19 protein-coding genes, 1 tRNA gene and 2 pseudogenes are annotated in these 20,066 nt (G+C 67.5%); 10 read left to right on the top strand and 12 right to left on the bottom strand.

Annotation, left to right across the window (positions count from 1 at the left end):
• Window positions 1–40: 40 nt before the first annotated feature.
• Window positions 41–751, top strand: coding sequence for a DUF5710 domain-containing protein (locus KIP79_RS31190; RefSeq protein WP_214108533.1), 711 nt, complete (start codon window positions 41–43; stop codon window positions 749–751).
• 12 nt (window positions 752–763) lie between these two features.
• On the opposite strand, the gene KIP79_RS31185 is transcribed toward KIP79_RS31190, so the two are convergent.
• Window positions 764–1,240: a MarR family winged helix-turn-helix transcriptional regulator gene (locus KIP79_RS31185; RefSeq protein ID WP_308169983.1), complete on the bottom strand. Its 477-nt coding sequence runs from the start codon at window positions 1,238–1,240 to the stop codon at window positions 764–766.
• A gap of 92 nt (window positions 1,241–1,332) precedes the next feature.
• Here KIP79_RS31185 and KIP79_RS31180 point away from each other — a divergent pair, with 92 nt between their 5' ends.
• Window positions 1,333–2,199: a haloalkane dehalogenase gene (locus KIP79_RS31180; RefSeq protein WP_214108532.1), complete on the top strand. Its 867-nt coding sequence runs from the start codon at window positions 1,333–1,335 to the stop codon at window positions 2,197–2,199.
• Window positions 2,200–2,230: 31 nt separating this feature from the next.
• Here the strand turns inward: KIP79_RS31180 and KIP79_RS31175 are convergent, their stop codons facing one another.
• Window positions 2,231–2,602 carry a MarR family winged helix-turn-helix transcriptional regulator gene (locus tag KIP79_RS31175; protein WP_214108531.1) on the bottom strand — a complete coding sequence of 124 codons (372 nt, stop codon included), beginning with the start codon at window positions 2,600–2,602 and terminating at the stop codon, window positions 2,231–2,233.
• 139 nt (window positions 2,603–2,741) lie between these two features.
• On the opposite strand from KIP79_RS31175, the gene KIP79_RS31170 reads away from it, so the two are divergent.
• The 3 genes from KIP79_RS31170 to KIP79_RS31160 all read left to right on the top strand — a co-directional run bounded on the left by KIP79_RS31170 (window position 2,742) and on the right by KIP79_RS31160 (window position 7,698).
• Window positions 2,742–3,188, top strand: a complete 447-nt coding sequence (locus KIP79_RS31170) for a MarR family winged helix-turn-helix transcriptional regulator (protein ID WP_214108530.1) — start codon at window positions 2,742–2,744, stop codon at window positions 3,186–3,188.
• 237 nt (window positions 3,189–3,425) lie between these two features.
• On the top strand, window positions 3,426–4,859 hold the full coding sequence (locus tag KIP79_RS31165; protein WP_214108529.1) for an AAA family ATPase: 1,434 nt from the start codon (window positions 3,426–3,428) through the stop codon (window positions 4,857–4,859).
• Between the two features lie 379 nt (window positions 4,860–5,238).
• Window positions 5,239–7,698, top strand: coding sequence for a DUF8508 domain-containing protein (locus KIP79_RS31160; protein ID WP_308169982.1), 2,460 nt, complete (start codon window positions 5,239–5,241; stop codon window positions 7,696–7,698).
• A gap of 1,229 nt (window positions 7,699–8,927) precedes the next feature.
• Here the strand turns inward: KIP79_RS31160 and KIP79_RS31155 are convergent.
• A pseudogene (locus KIP79_RS31155) lies at window positions 8,928–9,044 on the bottom strand (Glu/Leu/Phe/Val dehydrogenase dimerization domain-containing protein); the annotation flags it as partial.
• A 318-nt stretch (window positions 9,045–9,362) separates the two neighbouring features.
• Here KIP79_RS31155 and KIP79_RS31150 point away from each other — a divergent pair.
• Together KIP79_RS31150 and KIP79_RS31145 are read left to right on the top strand one after the other, a co-directional pair.
• Window positions 9,363–9,683, top strand: a complete 321-nt coding sequence (locus KIP79_RS31150) for a hypothetical protein (protein WP_214108528.1) — start codon at window positions 9,363–9,365, stop codon at window positions 9,681–9,683.
• Window positions 9,683–10,255: a nucleotidyl transferase AbiEii/AbiGii toxin family protein gene (locus KIP79_RS31145; RefSeq protein WP_214108527.1), complete on the top strand. Its 573-nt coding sequence runs from the start codon at window positions 9,683–9,685 to the stop codon at window positions 10,253–10,255. The genes KIP79_RS31150 and KIP79_RS31145 overlap by 1 nt, the downstream gene beginning before the upstream one ends.
• Window positions 10,256–10,405: 150 nt before the next feature.
• On the opposite strand, the pseudogene KIP79_RS31140 reads toward KIP79_RS31145, so the two are convergent.
• From KIP79_RS31140 to KIP79_RS31120, 5 genes and pseudogenes are all read right to left on the bottom strand, one after another.
• A pseudogene (locus tag KIP79_RS31140) lies at window positions 10,406–11,535 on the bottom strand (IS3 family transposase).
• Between the two features lie 292 nt (window positions 11,536–11,827).
• Window positions 11,828–11,900 (bottom strand) — tRNA-Thr (locus KIP79_RS31135).
• A 41-nt stretch (window positions 11,901–11,941) separates the two neighbouring features.
• A complete protein-coding gene (rlmB, locus tag KIP79_RS31130; RefSeq protein ID WP_214108526.1) occupies window positions 11,942–12,913 on the bottom strand; it encodes a 23S rRNA (guanosine(2251)-2'-O)-methyltransferase RlmB in 972 nt (323 codons plus the stop codon).
• 31 nt (window positions 12,914–12,944) lie between these two features.
• Entirely contained in the window at window positions 12,945–14,342 is a 1,398-nt protein-coding gene (gene cysS / locus KIP79_RS31125) for a cysteine--tRNA ligase (RefSeq protein WP_214108525.1), read from the bottom strand.
• A gap of 96 nt (window positions 14,343–14,438) precedes the next feature.
• On the bottom strand, window positions 14,439–14,834 hold the full coding sequence (locus KIP79_RS31120) for a PPOX class F420-dependent oxidoreductase (RefSeq protein WP_214108524.1): 396 nt from the start codon (window positions 14,832–14,834) through the stop codon (window positions 14,439–14,441).
• A gap of 72 nt (window positions 14,835–14,906) precedes the next feature.
• Here KIP79_RS31120 and KIP79_RS31115 point away from each other — a divergent pair, with 72 nt between their 5' ends.
• Window positions 14,907–16,100 carry a DUF2637 domain-containing protein gene (locus KIP79_RS31115; protein ID WP_214108523.1) on the top strand — a complete coding sequence of 398 codons (1,194 nt, stop codon included), beginning with the start codon at window positions 14,907–14,909 and terminating at the stop codon, window positions 16,098–16,100.
• Window positions 16,101–16,160: 60 nt separating this feature from the next.
• Window positions 16,161–17,345: a fumarylacetoacetate hydrolase family protein gene (locus KIP79_RS31110; protein WP_214108522.1), complete on the top strand. Its 1,185-nt coding sequence runs from the start codon at window positions 16,161–16,163 to the stop codon at window positions 17,343–17,345.
• Here KIP79_RS31110 and KIP79_RS31105 read toward each other — a convergent pair whose 3' ends face one another.
• From KIP79_RS31105 to KIP79_RS31090, 4 genes are all read right to left on the bottom strand, one after another.
• Window positions 17,346–17,615 (bottom strand): GlsB/YeaQ/YmgE family stress response membrane protein, encoded by a 270-nt coding sequence (locus tag KIP79_RS31105; protein ID WP_214108521.1) that lies wholly within the window; start codon window positions 17,613–17,615, stop codon window positions 17,346–17,348.
• Window positions 17,616–17,713: 98 nt separating this feature from the next.
• Window positions 17,714–17,983, bottom strand: coding sequence for a GlsB/YeaQ/YmgE family stress response membrane protein (locus tag KIP79_RS31100; protein WP_250214126.1), 270 nt, complete (start codon window positions 17,981–17,983; stop codon window positions 17,714–17,716).
• A 142-nt stretch (window positions 17,984–18,125) separates the two neighbouring features.
• The gene (gene ispF, locus KIP79_RS31095; RefSeq protein ID WP_214108520.1) at window positions 18,126–18,605 is read right to left on the bottom strand and encodes a 2-C-methyl-D-erythritol 2,4-cyclodiphosphate synthase; all 480 of its coding nucleotides are present in this window, start codon (window positions 18,603–18,605) and stop codon (window positions 18,126–18,128) included.
• A gap of 17 nt (window positions 18,606–18,622) precedes the next feature.
• The gene (locus KIP79_RS31090) at window positions 18,623–19,105 is read right to left on the bottom strand and encodes a CarD family transcriptional regulator (RefSeq protein ID WP_030451583.1); all 483 of its coding nucleotides are present in this window, start codon (window positions 19,103–19,105) and stop codon (window positions 18,623–18,625) included.
• 253 nt (window positions 19,106–19,358) lie between these two features.
• On the opposite strand from KIP79_RS31090, the gene KIP79_RS31085 reads away from it, so the two are divergent.
• Window positions 19,359–19,958 (top strand): copper chaperone PCu(A)C domain-containing protein, encoded by a 600-nt coding sequence (locus KIP79_RS31085; protein ID WP_214108519.1) that lies wholly within the window; start codon window positions 19,359–19,361, stop codon window positions 19,956–19,958.
• The last annotated feature ends 108 nt before the right edge of the window (window positions 19,959–20,066 follow it).

Below are 20,066 nucleotides of genomic sequence, written 5' to 3'. Positions count from 1 at the left end.
AGCGACCTAACCGATCATTCCGGCGTCTCAAGGAACAAACATGGCAGAGCGGATCTGGCTCGACGTCCCGTACAGCCAGAAGGACGAGGCGAAAGCGCTCGGAGCACGCTGGGACGCGCAGGTACGCCGCTGGTACGCACCTCGCCCCGGCGTAGTCGGCCTCGATCGGTGGGCGGCGTCACCCCCGGTGCCGGACCTACTGCCCGGCGAAGACCGTTCCTGGGGAACAGGACTGTTCGTCGATCTCGTACCCTCCTCATGCTGGTTCACGAACGTCCGGACCTGTGTCAGCGGGAAGGATTGGGAACGGCTCCGGCGCATGATCACGGGACGCGCGGGACAGCGCTGCGAGGCATGCGGACGGGCCGAGGACCGTGACACGCGCCGCTGGCTCGAAGCCCACGAAAGATGGGCCTACGACGACGCCACCATGACCCAGCATCTCCGCCGCCTGATCTGCCTGTGCACCGACTGCCACACAGCGACACACTTCGGATTGGCCACCATCCGGGGCAAAGACACGGAAGCCCTGGCCCACCTCCGCACGGTGACCGGCCTGACCCCGACCCAGGCCCAACGCCACGTAGACGAGGCGTTCCAACTCTGGCAGCATCGCTCGCGCTTCACCTGGCAGCTCAACCTGAGCATCCTCACGAATGCGGGCGTAACTCTCGGATCACCACCAGAAGCCGAAGCCCGCGCCCAGACCGCTCACGAGAACCTACGAGCAGCGCGGTCAACTGACGGCTGAAGGTGGCCGGGCTCAGGTGCTGAGGGATCTCCCATGGTGGAGGAGGAGGCGGGCCAGGAGCTCGGTGAGCTGCTCGCGTTCGGGCTCGCTCAGTGGCTGGAGCACCTCGTCCTGGAGGGCGGCGATCAGTTCATCGAGTCTGCGCAGGTGGCGGCGGCCCTGCTCGGTCAGGGTGATGACGTTGCGGCGCCGGTCGGTGGGATCCGGTGTGCGCTCCACATGGCCGCGGTCGGCCAGCTCGTTGATGACGGTGACCAGGTCGCTGCGGTAGATGCCGGTACGGCGGCTCAGTTCCGCCTGGCTCACCGGGCCGGACTCCTGCAACGTCACGAGAACCGCGTAGTGCCACTTGTGGGCGTCCGCGCCGGCCAGCCCTTCGCTGACCACGCGGTCGGCGTACATCGCGGTCAGTGCCAACAGCCTGCTCGGCAGGTTCCGCAACCGGGCGGGAGCGGCCTGCTCGTCCATGGAATGGGATGTGTGCGCCACGCCCCGATCCTAGGGCTTTGCATTAGTCGGACTAACGGTATACGTTTGTTAGTGGCACGAACGTTAGTCAGACGAATGATTGCGAGAAGCTCATGCCCGTCATCGACGTGCTCGACTCCACGATGTACTACGAGGACACCGGCAGCGGCACACCTGTCGTCTTCCTGCACGGCAATCCCAATTCCTCCTACCTGTGGCGGAACGTGCTGCCCACGATCGACAAGTCGGTGCGCCCGCTCGCCCCCGACCTCATCGGCATGGGCCGTTCGGGCAAGCCCGACCTGCCGTACCGTTTCGCCGACCACGCCCGGTACCTGGACGCCTGGTTCGACCGCCTGGAGTTGGAGCAGGTGGTGCTGGTCGGCCACGACTGGGGCGGGGCGCTCGCCTTCGACTGGGCGGCACGCCACCCCGGCCGTACCCGTGGCGTGGCCTTCTTCGAGACCTTCGTCCGCCCGTTGGCCTCCAGCGACCTGTCCGAGGCCGCACGCACCCGAACGGCGGCGATACGCGGGCCGAAAGGCGAGGAACTGGTGCTCGACCAGAACTTCCTGGTGGAGACGGCCTACACCGGAGGTGTGCTGACGCCCCTGAGCGAGGAGGCGAAGGAACCGTACCGGACGCCGTACCCGACCCGCGAAAGCCGCCGCCCGCTCCTGGAGTTCGCGCGCTCCGCTCCGATCGACGGCCGGCCCGCCGACGTGGTCGAACGCGTCGAGCAGTACGACAAGTGGCTCGCCACCAGCGACGAGGTCCCCAAACTGCTGCTCACCTTCGAAGGTTCGCCGACCCTAATGATCCGGGAGGAGATGGCCACCTGGTGCGCGGCCAACATCACCCACCTCGACATCGAACACTGCGGCCCAGCCGGCCACCACGCCCCGGAAGACCAGCCCGAGACCATCGCGACGGCGATCAACGCGTGGCTGAAGCGGAACGAACTGAACAGGGCGGGCTAGCGCGGTGTCCTCCACCAGCTTGGATCACGCGTCACTGGTCATGAGACCCGAACTGGAGCAGACGCATGAGGGTCCGGCGCAGGTGTTCGATGTCGTCGCGACCCACGACGGCAGCCCAGTTCTCCTCGACCTGATCGCCGGCGCTGCGCGAGGCCGGCCCGAGTGCGCGGCCCTTGTCGGTGAGGAAGATCAGGCTGGCCCGGCCGTCGTTGGGGTCAGGGCGTCGCGTCACGTATCCGGAGGCGACCAGCAACTCGACGGACTGCGCCATCGACTGTTTGCGCACCTTGGCCAACCGTGCCAACTCGCCGACCTGGATCCCCTCCGGGGGAACGAAGGGGATGACCTGGGCATGCGCAGGGGTGAGGCCCTCGACTCCATGGGCCTGCAGCGCAGCATCCATATCGGACCCCCATTGCTGGGCGGCCAGGCGGAGCAGCAGACCAACGAGCGGCTTAGGGGTATCTGATACCGACAAGATTGACAGGCTCCTGTCTTTCTCCTAGCTTGGACAGGTACCTGTCTAATCTAGGAGGGACATCATGGCACAAGCAACCAAGCTGCCCTTCGGCACAGCCCTCGCGCTCGCCCAGCGCACGCTGACCGCTCCCCTCGCGGCGGTCCTCAGCACCGAAAACCTCGACATGCGGGAGTGGTTCACCCTCAACGCACTCGGGCTACGCGGCTCGATCCGCATGGAGGTCATCACAGACCTACTCGCAACCAATGGATTGGACGCCTCCGCCGCCCGGAACCTCGTCGCGGGCATGGAAAACTCCGGGCTCATCGAGACGCGCGACAGCGTGGTCTCCCTGACCCAGGCCGGCGCCACCCGCTACACGAGCCTCCGAGAGAGGATCAACCAGGTCACTACTCGCATCTTCGACCAGTTCGACGCAGAACGAGTGGAGACCGCCCGCAGCCTGCTACAGGAGATCGCCGACATCAACCCGGAAGACCTCACGCGCCGGTCCGTGCTGGCCAGCTGATCGCCGTCGCCGCCGCACGATACGCCGACACGATCGGCCAAGCCACGGGGGCGAAAGCTCGACGGACGGCCGATGCCCGGCGTCGCCGGGTGATCGCGCGGCTGACCCTCGGCTACCCGGAGCAGTCTCCGGTACGTCGCCCCCGACCCGAGAGGGCGAGCGGCCGGCACAACAGCTCGTAAGAGATTGTGAAGTATAGTTGAGTCAACTTTAGTTCGGTCAAGTATACTTCGACATATGCGGAAGCCTCAGCATGTGTTCGACCGTGAGCGAGAGTGGGCGGGCCTGGTCTCGTTCGCTTCGGAAGGTAGCCCGGGAGCTCGGCTCGGTGTGGTGAGCGGCCGCCGCCGCCAGGGAAAGAGTTATCTCCTGCAGGCATTGGCGAGCAGCATGGGCGGCATCTACTTCCCCGCGCTCGAGGTGACGGAGGCGGTGGCGTTGCGCCTCTTCGCGGACGAACTGATCAGGTTCACCGGCGCGCCCGTTCCGGCCTTCCGCGATTGGATCGACGCCATCCCCTACCTCTTCGGTGTCGTGCGCGATCGGGCGGTGCCCGTCGTTTTTGACGAGTTTCCCTATCTCGTCAAGGCATCCCCGGAGCTTCCCTCGATCATCCAGCGGGAGCTGGGTCCTGGCGGCTCCGGAGCCGCCAGCACCGCCAGGGTGCTGCTCTGCGGTTCGGCGATGTCGGTGATGGGCGGGTTGTTGTCCGGTACGGCTCCGCTACGTGGACGTGCGGGACTGGAAATGGTCATCAGGCCCTTCGACTACCGCCAGGCCGCCCGCTTCTGGGGAATCGACGACCCGCGTCTGGCGGCCCAGGTCCACGCGGTGGTGGGTGGGACACCCGCCTACCGGAAGGAGTTCGTCCGTGGCGATATCCCGGACGGACCGGCGGATCTCGACGACTGGGTGATCAGATCCGTGTTGAACGCCGAGGTCCCGTTGTTCAGGGAGGCCCGCTACCTGTTGGCGGAGGAGATGGAGATCCGCGACCCGTCGCTCTACCACTCCGTCCTCGCCGCCGTCGCCGACGGCAACACGACGTCAGGGGGGATCGCCGGCTACGTGGGGCGGAAGTCCAACGAGATCGCGCACCCGCTCCGCGTCCTGGAAGACAGCCATCACCTGGTCAAGGAGCGCGATCTCTTCCGGCCGAACCGGAGCTACTACCGGGTGGCCGAACCGCTCATCACGTTCTATCAGGCGATCATGGTCAGGGAGTGGGCGCGGCTGGAGCGCGGGGACGCGGCGACGGTGTGGCGGGGCAGCAGGGCACGCTTCCTGTCGCAGGTCGTCGGCCCCCATGTCGAGGTGCTCTGCCGCGAGTACGCCCTGCATGCCGATGCCGCGGCCGGCGAGGTGGGGAGTGGAGTCGTACCCGATCCCGCCAACCGCACGCAGATCCAGGTCGATGTCGCTGTTCTGGCGCCCGCGGATCACGGGCGCCCGCGGCGGGTTCTCTCACTGGGCGAGGTCAAGTGGGACAGGGTCATGGGAGCCGAGCATGTGGCCAGGCTCCGGCGTGCACGCGACCTGCTCACTACCAAGGGGTACGACACCCGTGACACGGTGCTCACGTGTTATTCGGGCGCCGGATTCACCCAGGAACTCGGCACCGAACCAGAGAGCGACGTGCGCCTGATCACCCTTGACGACCTCTACGCTTGATCACTGCCCCCAGGTCGCCCTTGGTCTCCCAGAGACAGACCTCCTACAGCCCACGCAGGGTCTCCTCGTCCGGGTTCAGCGGAAGTCGAGGCGATTGTCGCTTATGCCGGAAAACCGATTTTGGCCATCACGGCTTCGAATTGGGTGTGGTCCGCCTCTGACCAGGGGTGATGACGAAGGACCGGGCGCGCCGCCACCCCGTCTCCCGAAAGGAACCTGGACCGCGAACACGGTATCGCGACCCACGCCCTGTGGTTGGACGGCCGCGACGGCGGAACAGATCTGACGAATAGGCAAATAGTCGATAACGCTACTTTTCAAGCGATATTTCATGGCCTCATGCTCCTGGAGAGACCCACCGATCTAGGAGCAAACTCCTGTGGCATCCCCCCGAGTACGTCGGCTGACCATGGCGGCGATCCTGCCGCTGACGGCCGCGGCGACCATGACAGCACTTCCCGGCCCCGCGAACGCCCTCTCAACCGACGTCGTCATCTCCGCCGTGTACGGCGGCGGTGGCAATTCCGGAGCGACCATCAAGAACGACTACATCGAGCTGGCCAACACCACCGGCGCCCCCATCGACGTCTCCACCTGGAGCGTCCAGTACGCCTCAGCCGCAGGCGCCGTGTTCCAGATGACCACGCTGACCGGCAGCATCCCCGCGCACGGCAGATACCTCATCCAGCAGGCCGCAGGCGCCGGTGGCACCCTCAACCTGCCGACTCCCGACGCCATTGGAACGATCCCGATGTCGGCCACCTCCGGCGTCGTCGCCCTGGTCACGGCCCAGATCCCCTTAGTGGGCTGCGGCATCTCCTGCGCGACCGCTCCAAACGTCAAGGACCTGGTCGGTTACGGCGCCACCGCCAACGTCGAGACGCTCGCCGCGCCCGGGCTCACGAACACCACGGCCGCCGCCCGCTCCGGAGCGATGGTCGACACCGACAACAACGCCGCCGACTTCACCGCCGGCGTGCCCAAGGCCACCAACTCCGCGGGCACTACGGTCTCCGCGGACGACCCGGGCGGCCCCGTCGACCCCATCCCCGGCACCGTCCGCATCCACGACATCCAGGGCGCGGGCCGGATCTCCCCGATCGTCGGGCAGAACGTCACGAACGTCCCGGGCATCGTCACGGCCGTCCGGGTGACGGGTAACGCGCGCGGTTTCTGGTTCCAGGACCCGACCCCCGACGCCGACCCGCTGACCAGCGAGGGCCTGTTCGTCTTCACCGGCTCGACCTCACCGACGGTCGCGATCGGGGACTCCGTCCTGGTCTCCGGCCGCGTTACCGAGTTCCGCCCGGCCGCCGGCGCACAGTCTCTCACCGAACTCGGCGGCACGATCACCGCCACCAGGCTCAGCGGCGGCAACACGCTGCCCGCGGCCGTCCCGGTCGCCTTACCCAACGCGTACACCAAGAGCGGCAGCCTTGAGGCCCAGCCGCTGGAGCCGTCCTCGTACGTGCTGGACTGGCTGGAGGTCCACGAGGGCATGCGGATCACCGTCGCCCAGGACACCCGCCTGATCAGCCCGGTCAACACCGAGTTCTCCGAGCTGTGGGTGACGCTCAAACCCGGCCAGAACCCGACCCCACGCGGCGGTACCGTCTACAAGAACTACGACGACCCGAACAGCGGCCGCCTGATGATCCTCGCGCTGAACGGCGCGCCCGCCGCCAACGTCGGCTCCACACTGGCCGCCGGCACCACCGGCGTGCTCGACTACCAGTCGTTCGGTGGGTACGTCCTGCAGGCCACCCAGCTGGGCACGATCACCGAGGGCGGCCTCAAGCGCCAGAAGGTGCTCCCGCCGAAGAAGAAGGGCGATCTGTCCGTCGCCACCTACAACGTCGAGAACCTCGCCGCCACCAACCCTGCCGCCAAGTTCACGCGGCTGGCCGAGGGGGTCGTCGTCAACCTCGGCGCGCCCGACATCATCGCCTTGGAGGAGATCCAGGACAACAACGGCGCCACTAACAACGGCGTCGTCGCGGCCGACGAGACCGTCACGAAGTTCATCGCGGCGATCCAGGCTGCAGGCGGACCTGCGTACGATTGGCGCTCCATCGACCCGAACAACGGCACCGACGGCGGCGAGCCCGGCGGCAACATCCGCCAAGTGTTCCTGTTCAACCCCGCGCGCGTGACGTTCGTCGACCGCCCCGGCGGCGACGCCAACACGGCCGTGTCCGTGGTCAGCAATAACCCGAACGCCAACCCGAACAGCAACCAGATCTCACTGTCGGTCTCACCCGGCCGGATCAACCCGACGAGCGACGCCTGGACCTCCAGCCGCAAGCCGCTCGTCGGCGAGTTCCTGGACGACGAAAACAAGCAGCTGTTCGTCATCGCCAACCACTTCAACTCCAAGGGTGGCGACCACCCCCTGACCGCAGCCGTGCAGCCCCCGGTCCGCGGCAGCGAGGTCCAGCGCGTCAAGCAGGCCACCGAGGTCCGCGACTTCGTCCAGGACCTCGCCACGAAGACCGCCGGCCGCGCCCGCGTCGTCGTCCTGGGTGATCTGAACGACTACCAGTTCAGCCCCGCCCTCCAGACGATCACCGACGACGGCGCCCTACTCAAGACCCTGATCGACACCCTCCCCGCCGACCAGCGCTACAGCTACCTCTTCGACGGCAACTCCCAGGTCCTCGACCACATCCTCATCAGCCCCTCCATCAAGGGCTACGCCTACGGCGTCGTCCACATCAACGCCGAATTCTCCGACCAAGCCAGCGACCACGACCCCCAAATCATCCACATCCTCAAGAGCTGCAACGGCAACGAGGTCCCCGCCCGCTGCCTCCCCGGCAGCCCCGTCGTGGACATGTGACCCCACGGAAATGCGCCCGTCCCCGGAGGACGGGCGCATTTCCCTTCCAGCACCGCGTCAGATCGCCAACGGTTACCACACCAGGATGATCTGCCCTGCTGTCCCGGATCGGGGCAGGCTGAGAGGACTCACTGCATGTTCTCCAGATGCGGGTGGTCGAACGACTCCGGGCAGATGTAGATCTGCATGTTGTAGCCGCGACCGATGGAGACCATCGGAGGGTCGGAGGGCTCGCGGAGGCCGACTGGTCCAGCCGGTGGTACGCGGTCTTCGAGGGGAATCCAGCTTCCGCTCCCACCGTCCCATTCACCGGAGCTGGCGGTCAGTAGCGGCCGGCATTCGGTCTTGCAGGTGGTGCAGAGCATGGGCCATGGGTCGCTGAAGCTCCATGGCCCCCACCCGCCGAGCTTCCATCCGGGGGCAACCGACAGCTCAAACTGGTAGTAAGCGTCGCCGTCTTCATCGTCTTCATCCTTCGGATGGTTCTTGGCCCATTCCGCGCGGCCCCAGGCATCGAGACGGTCCGCGAGTTCCTCTGGCAACTCGAGCGGAGCCGGATACTCGATGACAGGCTCCGGATGAAGGATGCAAGGTTCGGGGACGTAATTGCCGTAGTGATCGACATCGGCCGGCTCGGGCGGACTGACCAGAGGATCGACGACGCTCGCGGCGTCCCGCCACACCAGGCAGGCCGCAGGCATTGAGGTTTCGTGATCGAGGGGACACCACAACACCTGGAGCAGATCCGCCCCATCGGGGCAGGGCAGCCCTGGGATGTCGCGCAGATAGAGCTGCGCGACGGGCAGTAGGGCGTTCGGCTCGCCGCCCGAAGGGTGACCTGCTTCCAATGTGTCCAATAAGACCCGCTCGTCTGGGGAGAGCAGGTTCTCCTTGGGGCCACGGGGCCGAAGCCACGCCGCTTCCAGCAGGGCACGACGTCTACGCACGTCGTCCAGCGACACCGGCAGCTCCCCATCATCGTGCGTTTCCGTGCAGACCGGCCACTTCTCGTTCGCGGGCCAGAGCAGTGGGCCACCGATGGAACTCTCATAAGGCGTCGGTGTCCCGGGGCGTGGGTGCAGCCGAACCGCCTGCCTGGCCAGCGGACCCAACTCGGGGAATATGGAAGCGATATCAACCGGTCGCGGCGGGGTAGTCCGTACCATCAGAACTCCTTCTGCAGCCACCCGCACGTCGGCGGCATGGCACAACCTCGGTGCTTCGGGACGAGCCAGCACGTCGGTGTACTCGCCGATGTGCCGGTAAAGCTCGGTCATGAACGACCGCCAGAATCGCATGACCTCGCCGTCGGAGCGGCCCTTGGGGTCGAAGTCGGAGCCACCCTCAACCGGCGTGATCCACCCACGGAACCAGCCTCTCGTCAAGGACGGGCACGCTGTCAGCAAGATTGTCACGACGGAACACAGAGCCCCTGCCCAGATCTCCACTGGTCAGGGGCTTTCGCATTGGAGCCGCCTTGGGGAATCGAACCCCAGACCTTCTGTTTACAAGTGAAATCAAGCTCGTCCATCGCCGTCCACAACTGTCAGAATGCCCCGGTCACGATCACTCCGGGACGGTCCACACGTGTCCAGGGCTGTTGTTAGCAACCGTGTTAGCAAGATCGACCTGACGACTGGCCTTGAATCGGTCACACTGGAAGCATGGAAGCCAGGGGATACGGAGCGATCCGCCCTTACGTCGTTCCCGCGTCATTGGAAGAGCTCACCGGGCCAGTCGCGGGTATCATCACGCTTCCCAGACACCTCGACTGGGGGCCAGAGCGCCGCTACCACCTAGACCGGATCGCTGATGCACGACTGCTGTACATGCGAGTGATCCGGGAAAGCGCCACGCCTGACGACCTACGACGCTTCCTCAACGCCTCGCTCCTGCGCGAACTCTGGCCTCAACTGATCTTGCCTCCCCGCGTCCGCGCCCTGTGGCTCGACCGGTTCCCCGAGCTTCAACGCCAAGCCGCCTAATGGATGACTTCCACCGTCTCCTGGCCCAAATAGCCCTGCAGGCAGCCGCCGATTATGGTTTCGCTCTCGCTGGCGGGTATGCCGTACAAGCTCAAGGCGTGCTCCAGCGGCCCAGCGAGGACATCGACCTGTTCACCTCCAGCGTCCGCAACGACTTCGCCGAGGGAGTCACGAAGATCTGCGACGCCTACATCGAACACGACCTGGTGATCAAAGTTGACGTCGACAGCCCCCAGTTCGTACGACTCACTGTCTCCCAGCCAGCCACAGGCCGAACCAGCAAAGTGGAACTGGCCGCCGACCTTCGCTCACATCCACCGGTCACCATGGAGATCGGCCCTGTCGTCCACCTCGACGACGTCGCGGGAGGCAAGGTCGAAGCCCTCTTCACCCGAGCCGAGGTCCGTGACTTCATAGACATCGACGCCCTTCTGACCAGCGGCCGGTTCACCCGCGAACGCCTACTGGACCTCGCCGCATCCCGCGACCTCGGCTTCGACCGAACCGTCTTCGCACAGATGCTCTCCGCCCTGGAGCTCTACCCCGAAGCGAATTCCTCGCCTACGGCATGACTGAGCCAGGGGTTCGCCTGCTCCGATCACGCTTCAATAACTGGCGAACGGCACTGTCCAACGACTGATCGGCTCCATCGCGACGAAGCACTCATCTCACCGAGATGAATCTGATGTGCCTCGTGTTGCGTAGAGTCACGTTGCTGGACTTCATGCCGGTTGGCGGGTTGGGTAAAGCAACTCGTATTCGATGGGTGTGCGCATCCCGAGGGCGCTGTGACGGCGTTGCCGGTTGCGGAAGATCTCAAGGTAGTCGAAGATCGCGTTGGCGAGTTCGATGCGGGTCTTCCACCGTTGTCGGATGAGCATTTCGACCTGCATACGCCCCCAGAACGACTCGATGACCGCGTTGTCGAAGCAGTCGCCGATCGACCCCATCGACGGCACCAGGCCGGACTCATGGGCGCGGCGGGTGAATCCACCCTGCACCCCGTGATCGGAGTGGATCAGGCCGCCCGGCTCTTGTGCCCGGTTCTGAATGGCCATGCCGAGCGCGTTGGTGACCAGCGTCGCGGTCTGGGTTGAGTCGATCAACCAGCCGACGACACGGCGGGAATAGACATCCAGCACGACAGAGCAGCAGACCTTGCCCTCCCGAGTGGGATGTTCGGTGATGTCGGTAACCCATAACTTGTTCGGCGCATCTCGGTGGAAGTCCCGGTCGACCAGGTCAGTAGCGGTCGGCACCTGCGGGATCGGGCGGCGGCGCCGATTGCCGGGCAGGCCGCAGATCCCGTGGCGCCGCATGAGCATCTCACAGTGCAGTGAGCGACGATCAGGCCGCTGCCCAAGGTGAGCTCAGCATGGACGCGGCGAGCACCGTAGGTGCCACGGGAGGCAGCGTGGATCTGCTTGATCCGTTCGGTCAACCAGGCATGCCGCAGCGAGCGGGGCGAAGGCGATCGGCCGCGCCAGGCGAAGTAGCCCAGCACCCGGCAGGCGACCTGGACGGGCATGCCTTCGCCGGCCATCACCGCGATTGCTTCGAATCACCTTTATTTGGGGGGCACCACCCCTCGCACCAGCTCGATCGCCCGCTTGGTGACGGCCAGCTCGGTCTCCAGTTCGTGGATCCGATTGTGGGTGGCCGGCAGCTCGACCTGTTCGCTCGAAGTGACGCCGGGCAACTGGCCCTTGTCGATCAGGTCCTGCTTGCGCCATACATAGACAGTCTGCTCGCTGATCCCCAGATCACGAGCGATGTCCCGGACCGTACGCCCCGCCTCTACCAGATCCGACACCTTGCGACGGAACTCCGGAGGGTAGCCCCTGCGTGGCATGCCGGCCTCTTCTCCTGGGGTCAATGGCACACAAGTCAACCAAAGTGCTCCACGGAAGGCGGGGCACATCAGGTGGCGGCGCGGCTCGGCCATTCCGACCCTGCCATCACGCTTCGCGTATACACCCACGTGATTAGCGAACAGATGGCGAGCGCGGCGGACATCTTCGCGAACGCGATTAAGGCCGCCTGAGCTGCCCTGTTAGCAAGGGTGTTAGCAAGATCGCGAGATTGTCAGGACAAATACAAAGCCCCTAGCCAGATCTCCGCTGGTTAGGGGCTTCTTACATGGGAGCCGCCTTGGGGAATCGAACCCCAGACCTTCTGTTTACAAGACAGATGCTCTGCCGATTGAGCTAAGGCGGCGTGTCAAGCCCGTCAAGTCTAGCGGCACCGGCGAGGGAGCGTCACGAGCGGCGGAGGCGGGAGATTTCGTAGAGGGTGATGGCGGCGGCTACTGAGGCGTTGAGGGACTCGGTGGCGGTGGCCATGGGGATGCGGAGGATTTCGTCGCAGGATTCGCGGACTAGGCGGGAGAGGCCCTTGCCTTCGGAGCCGACGACGATGACTAGGGGGTCGGAGGCGAGGGTGGTGTCGGCCAGGTTGCGGGGGGAGTCGCCGTCGAGGCCGATGATGAACAGGCCTGCTTCGCGGTAGGACTGGAGGGTTTGGGTGAGGTTGGCGGCGCGGGCCACGGGGAGGGTGGCCAGGGTGCCGGCGGAGGTCTTCCAGGCGCCGGCGGTGACGCCGGCGGAGCGGCGGGATGGGACCAGGAGACCGTGGGCGCCGAAGGCGGTGGCGGAGCGGGCGATGGCGCCGAGGTTGCGTGGGTCGGTGACGCCGTCGAGGGCGACGATGAGGGGGGACTCGGCGGCGTCGCGGGCGTAGCCGATCAGGTCGTCGGGGTGGTGGTAGTCGTAGGCCGGGATCTGGAGGGCCAGGCCCTGGTGGACGGTGCCCTCGGTCAGGCGGTCGAGTTTGTCGCGGGTGGCTTCCAGGAGCGCGATGCCGCGATCGGCCGCGATCTTGATGGACTCCTTGACGCGGTCGTCGTTCTCGAGGCGCTGGCCGACGTAGAGGGCGCTGGCGGGCACGCCGGCGCGGAGGGCCTCCAGGACGGGGTTGCGGCCGCCGATGTACTCGGGGGCGTCCTCGCTCTTGCGGGCGCGGGAAGGCGCCGGGCGGCGCGGGCCGCTGGTGCCCGTGCGCTCCTCGCGGGCGACGCGTTCGGCGCGAGCCTTGTCCTTGTACCAGTGACGCATCTCGGCAGGCGGGGTCGCCCCCTTGCCCTCCAGGGAGCGCCGGACCTTGCCTCCGGTGCCCCGCGTCGGACCCTGCTTCTTCGAAGGCTTACGCGAAGCCTTACCCCCAGCCGCCATGAAGCCCAGCCTATCCGTAGCCCTGGATTCCCTAGGACCGCGCGAGTTCCCAGCGCGGGCCCTGGGGGGTGTCCTCGACGACCACGCCGGCGGCGGCCAGCTGGTCGCGGATGGCGTCGGCGGCGGCGTAGTCCTTGCGGGCGCGGGCCGCCTGACGCTGCTCCAGGGCCACCGCGACCAGGGCGTCGACCACCGCGCGCAGGCCGGAGTCGCCGGTGGTGCGCCACTGCTCCGAGCGCGGGTCAAGGCCGAGCACGCCCAGCATGGTCTGGGTCTCCGCGAGCAGCCGGGCGACCTGCTCCTTGTTGCCCTGGGAGAGCGCGACATTGCCCTCCCTGACCACCTCGTGCACCACGGCCAGCGCCTGGGAGACGTTGAGGTCGTCGTTGAGGGCGTCGGTGAACGCCTGGGGCAGCGGGGCGGTGGCGTCCACGTCGTGGATCACCTCGGCGGCCCGGGTGACGAAGCCCTCCAGACGGCGGTATCCGGCGGCCGACTCCTGCAGGGCCTCTTCGGAGTAGTCGATGGCGGAGCGGTAGTGCGCGGAGATCAGGTAGTAGCGCAGCTCGACGGCGCGGACCTTGCGCAGCATGTCGGGGATGAGCAGCGAGTTGCCCACCGACTTGCTCATCTTGGTGCCGCCCAGCTGGAGCATGCCGTTGTGCAGCCAGTAGCGGGCGAAGCCGTCGCCGGCCGCCTGGGACTGGGCGATCTCGTTCTCGTGGTGCGGGAAGATCAGGTCGACGCCGCCGCCGTGGATGTCGAAGGTGCCGCCCAGGTACTTGGTGGCCATCGCGGAGCACTCCAGGTGCCAGCCGGGGCGGCCGCGGCCCCACGGGGTGGGCCAGGTGGGCTCGCCCGGCTTCTCGCCCTTCCAGAGCGCGAAGTCGCGCGGGTCGCGCTTGGCCGAGTCGGCGTCGGTGTCCCCGGCGGCGAGCATGTTCTCCAGCTTCTGGTTGGAGAGCTTCCCGTACCGCTCGGCGTAGGAGAGCACGTCGAAGTAGACGTCGCCACCCGCCGCGTACGCATGACCCTTGTCGATCAGGCGGTGCATGAGCTCCACCATCTCCGGCACGTGGCCCATGGCGCGCGGCTCGACCGTGGGCGGCAGGCAGCCCAGCTGGTCGTAGGCCCAGGTGAAGGCGCGCTGGTTACGCTCGGCGACGACGAACCAGGGCACGCCCTCCTCGGCGGCCACCCGGATGATCTTGTCGTCGAGGTCGGTGACGTTCCGGCAGAAGGTCACGTCGTAGCCCTGGCGGCTGAGCCAGCGGCGGAGCACGTCGAAGTTGACGCCGGAGCGGATGTGCCCGATATGCGGCGGGGCCTGAACGGTGGCACCACACAGATAGATCGAGACCCGGCCGGGTTCGACCGGTACGAACTCACGGACCGTACGCGTGCTGGTGTCGTAGAGGTTCAGGCTCACGAAGGCAAGGCTAACGCCTTCTCAGGCAGCACAGGCCGACTTACCCGACCGTGAACACTCCCATTTCGACCTTCGTACGGCCGGTCGCACACCACACTAACCCCGGAGATACACCTTCTCTGGGCTGATCCGTACGATCACCCGCTGGTTGTCCGGGTTGGCCTCCACAAACGGCCGCCCGTGATATTTGTGCGACAGCTCCTGGATCAGGTCCCCCGCCGGGTCGTCGGTCAGCGTCACCCGTCCGCGAACCTCCGCGTACACGTACGGATCAGACGGATCCACCACCAGGATCGAGGTACGCGGATCGCGTTCCAGGTTCCGGTGCTTGCGGCGGCCCTTGACCGTCGAGAACAGGATGTCGTCGCCGTCGGTCCGTACCCAGACCACGGACGCCTGCGGGCTCCCGTCGAGGTTCACGCTGGAGACGGTGGCGAAGTTGGTCCCGTCGAACAGTTCGCGGACCCGCTCGGACAGCGGTACGTGTGCCATGGCTCCGATCATGCCATTTCGCTCGTGTCATAAATCATCCGGCCAGGGCTGAGTCGGTAGTCTCGAAACGCCATGGACGCGACTCCCCCCGCGGCGGCAGGCCCGGCCGCCCGTTCCTTCACCCGCCCGGCTCCCGGCCCGGCCGGGATTCCGCTGCTGCTCCGCCGTCTGGCCATCGGCCTGGCCGGTCTCGCGCTCGCCATCCTCGCGGGTGCGGCCTGCGTGCTCTCCTTCGAGGACCTGCGGGTGCTGGCCATGCAGAGCGGCGTCGAGCCGCGCCTGGCCTACCTCTATCCGGCCGGGTTCGACGCGCTGCTGGTGGTGACGCTGATCACCGTCCCGCTGCTGCGCACCGGCCGCCTGCTGGTCCGCTTTCAGGTGGGAGCGATGCTGGCGGTCCTGCTGGCCGGCGCCGCTGCGGCCACGGTGGCGACCGCCACCGCCGCCACCTTCGACCCCCGGCAGGCCGCGATCGTGGTCGCCCTGCTTCCCTGGGTCATGCTGCTGCTCGGCCTGTGGCTGCTGCTGGTCCTGGTCAAGCACACCCGCGCCCGCCGCGCCGACCTGGACGACGACGCCGAGGACGAGGAACTCGTCCCGTTCGACCACCAGCAACCGAAACCCGTTTCGGTACGGCAAACGCCCCCGGAAGTACGGCAAACGCCCCCGGAACCCGAAATCTCCGAGCCCAAGGCCCCCGAGCTCAAGGTCTCCGAGCCTCACGTCTCCGCCGAGGCCGCGGCCCCGCCCGACTACGTCCCCCCGGTCCCGGTCAGCCCGGTGGCCGAGACCGTGGCCCCGCCCGAGCTGGCGCCCCCGCTGGAGCCCGAGCCGCCCAAACGCCCGGCCCGTTGGGGCGACCTCATCCGCCCCAACGTGGGCGACGTCCTGGTCCACCCCCGCCCCACCGACCGGGACGGCGACGAGGAGCCCGAGACACCCCCGGACGATCCGGCCTTCGCCGACGCGGCCAACGAGGAGCCCGCCGAGCAGGAGCGGCGCGACCAGCAGGACGCCTCCTACTGGGCGGGCGAGGCCGAGCAGCAGGCCGCGGACGAAACACCCGCGGCCAAGGCTGAGGAGGCCAAGGACCCGGAGGCCAAGAGCGAGGAGTCGGACATCGACACCCAGCCGCTTCGCAAGCTCCGCGAGTCCCCCGACCCGGGCCACGGCCTGGACGCCGCCGACCCGGAGGAGCGGCTCCAGCCGTACGATCCGGAGCCCCCGCTGGGCCGGATGCGGAGTACGCCGATCCCGCCCGGCTGATTGGGCAATCTTGACCGGGTCCGCACGGCCTCCTGACCCGATGAGGGGAAGGAGGCAGCCATGGCGATCACGTCCTGGGCCTGGATACCCGAGGGCAGCGACTTCCCGGTCACGAATCTCCCGTTCGGTGTCTTCTCCCGGCGGGGCGAGCTGCCCAGGGTGGGCGTCGCCATCGGCGATCACGTGCTCGACCTGGACCTGCTCCGCACCGCCGGCCTGCTCCCCCGGGAGGCGAACTGGTTCGCGGCCGGCACCCTCAACTGGTTCCTGTCGGCCGGCCGTGCGGCGTGGACGGCGACCAGGACCCGTCTGACCGAGCTGCTCACCGACCCCAGGGCACGCCCGGCCGTGCTGCCCGCCCTGGTCCCGATGCGCGAGATCCTGCTCCACCTGCCGTTCGCGGTCTCCGATCTGGCGTGCTTCCAGGGCTCACTGGACCACACCGCCAACCTGGGCCGGATGTTCCGCCCGCCCACCCTGGACCCGATCCGCCGGAACTGGCGGCAGATGCCGCTCGCCCACCACGGCCGCTCCGGCAGCGTGGTGGTCTCGGGCACCCCGATCGTCCGCCCGTCCGGCCAGCGCGGCGAGAGCGACGTGGGCCCCACCCGGCGGCTGGACATCGGCCCGGAGATCGGTTACGTCGTGGGCGTGCCCGCCAACCATCCGGTCGGCACGGGTGCCTTCCGCGACCACGTGTTCGGCGTGGTGCTGGTCAACACCTGGCGTGCCCAGGACCTGCTGTCCTGGGAGTTCCAGGAGCTGGGCCCGTTCACCGGCCGCGCCTTCGCCACCTCGGTCTCCCCCTGGGTGGTCACCCTGGACGCGCTGGAGCACGCCCGCACCTGCCAGCCCCCGCAGCTGCCACCGCCACCCGGCTACCTGACGGTCAACCAGCCGTGGGGCCTGGACCTGTCCCTGGAGGTGGCCCTGAACGGCGAGGCCATCTCCCGGCCGCCGTTCGGCCTGCACTACTGGACCGGGCCGCAGCTGCTGGCGCACACCACAGTGAGCGGCGCCCAGCTGCGCACCGGCGACCTGCTCACCTCGGGCCCCATCTCCGGCCCGGAGGACCCCGGCACCCTGCTGGAGCTCACCTGGAACGGGAAGAACCCGCTGCGCCTCCCGCAGGGAGGCGAGCGGGTCTTCCTGGAGGACGGCGACACGGTACGGATCACCGCGAAGTCCGCCCAGGGGGTCGGTCTGGGCGAGGTCACCGGGACGGTGCACACGCCGCAGAGCTGATCACACCCGTGTTCTGCCGTGGAGGGCGGCCACCACACCCACACCGACCATCGCCAGCACGATCTGCAGCACGAGTTCGATCCAGTCGATCCCTGGCGTGGTGGCGACGCCCAGTCCCTGGGCGAGCCAGGTGCCGATCAGCGCCGCGACGATGCCGACGACGATGGTGAGGATCCAGCCGATGGGCTGGCGCCCGGGTAGGAACAACCGGCCCAGCGCGCCGATGACCGCACCGATGACGATGGCGCCGAGAATGGTCTCGATGGACATATCGACCTCCGCTTGGGGGTGTCACTTGCACCCTCAGGGCAGGCCAACTACCCCCCGGCAGATAAGTAGTCCTCGGCGCCCGGATTCTCGGCGCGAACTTACGGCGTGCCGCTGGGCCGCCGCCGGGACGAGACCGCGCCCACCCCGATGATCGCCAGCACCAGCTGGATGATGTGCTCCCACCAGTCGATGCCCCGGGTGGTGGCGACGCCCAGCCAGTACGCGATCAGGGTGCCCAGGAGGGCGGCGACGATACCGATGATGACGGTCAGTCCCAGGCTGATGTTCTGCCGCCCCGGCAGGATCAGCCGCGCCAGCAGACCGATGACGGCCCCGATCACGATGGCGCTGATAATCGATCCGATCATGATAAATCCCCCTTAAGGGGACAAATACCCGAAACCGGATACCGGCATGCGGAAGGCGGCAACCCGCTACCGCGCCTTGGTCACAGGTTGCCGCCGCCTGCATGTGAGACGCGCCTGCGACGGCCCCGGTTGGCCGATCGGATCAACCTGTTTGGAACGGGCCAAAGCCTCCGAACACCAGCGCGGTGGCCACCGCCGCGACGCCCTCGCCCCGCCCGGTCAGGCCCAGCCCGTCCGTCGTGGTGGCGCTGACGCTCACCGGCGCCTCCAGCGCGGCCGCGAGGGCTTTCTCCGCCTCAGCCCGGCGGGGGGCCAGCTTGGGCCGGTTGCCGATGATCTGCACGGCCACGTTCCCGATCTGGAACCCGGCCTCCCGTACCTTACGTGCGGCCTCGGCCAGCAGGGCGGCGCCGGACGCGCCCGCCCAGCGCGGGTCGGCGGTGCCGAACAGGCCGCCGAGGTCGCCGAGGCCGGCCGCCGAGAGTAACGCGTCGCAGCAGGCGTGCGCGGCGGCGTCGCCGTCGGAGTGGCCGGAAAGCCCGGTCTCGCCGGGCCAGAACAGGCCGGCCAGGTGCAGTTCACGACCGGCAGCAAAAGGGTGGACGTCGACACCGACGCCCACCCTTGGAAGCAACGTGTTCAGGAGTTCAGCACCTCGTCAAGGAGTGCCTCTGCCTTGTCCTCGTTGGTCTTCTCCGCCAGAGCGAGCTCACTGACCAGAATCTGCCGGGCCTTGGCGAGCATGCGCTTCTCGCCCGCCGAGAGCCCGCGCTCCCGGTCGCGTCGCCACAGGTCACGAACGACCTCGGCCACCTTGTTGACGTCGCCGGACGCCAGCTTCTCCAGGTTGGCCTTGTAGCGGCGGGACCAGTTGGTTGGCTCCTCCGTGTGCGGCATGCGCAGGACGTCGAAAACGCGCTCAAGGCCTTCCTGGCCGACGACGTCACGCACACCGACGAGTTCGGCGTTCTCCGCTGGCACCTGGACGGTAAGGTCGCCCTTGTCGACCTTCAGCACCAGGTAGGTCTTTTCCTCACCCTTAATCGTCCGAGTGGTGATGGCTTCGATCCGAGCAGCCCCGTGATGGGGGTAGACGACCGTGTCGCCGACCTGGAAAGTCATGTGACAAGTACCCCTTCCGCTGTACTCCAGGGTACCACGCGTCAACAGCCTCCCGGAACAGTGAAATCACCATAACTGCAGGTCAAAGCCTCATTTTGGGACTTGACAACCGGTCGACTCTGTGAATCGGCATGTCCGACATACGGGATGACCTGCCAAATCAGGCCAAACCAGCCCGGTGCGTGGACGGACCCCCACGATCGATAGGGTGATCCCGCTCTATCTGTCCGCTGTAACAAGGAGACCCCAAGCCGTGACCAGCACCAGCCGTCGCACGGTGATCGCCATAGCCGCGTTCCTCGCCGCGGCACCCGCGCTGGCCGCCTGCGGCGCCGGCACGGACGCCAACACCAATCTGCCGTACACGCCGACCGAAGCCCAGGTCCTGATCAGCGGTGAGCAGTACGGCGAGAAGGGCATCCGGATCAGCCAGGCCTTCCTGCTCGGCCCCGACCCCGGCGGTCGTATCCCGGCGGGCGGCGCGGTCCCGCTCTACCTGGCCATCACCAATGAGAACGCCGCCCCCGACACGCTGGTCGGCATCACGCCGGATACCCAGCAGGCCACCTCCGCGACGCTCTCCACCCCGGTCCAGGTGGCCCCGCACACGCTGGTCACCACCGGCCGCCCGCAGCCCCAGGTGACCGTGGACGGTGTGAAGAACCCGCTGCTCGGCGGCGAGGTCTTCCGGCTGACCCTGAAGTTCCAGACCGCGGGCGACATCATCATGGACGTCCCGGTGCTCGCGCGCAGCCGCGAGTTCGCCACGCTGCCCCCGGTCCCGGGTGCCCAGCCCGCCCCGAGCCCGGCCGCATCGGCCTCGCCCACCGAACTCGCCCCGAGCGGACACTGAGTCATTGGGCCCGCCTCCGGCGGGCCGGCCCGGCCGCTCCGCAGCCGGTGTCTTCCCTCTCTCCGGTCGCTACGCTCCCTCCGTTCAGTCCAGACACCGGCAGCGGCC

The organism is Acrocarpospora catenulata, from assembly GCF_018476525.1.
GTDB classification, from domain to species: domain Bacteria; phylum Actinomycetota; class Actinomycetes; order Streptosporangiales; family Streptosporangiaceae; genus Acrocarpospora; species Acrocarpospora catenulata.
This window is presented reverse-complemented; position numbering and strand designations above follow the sequence as displayed.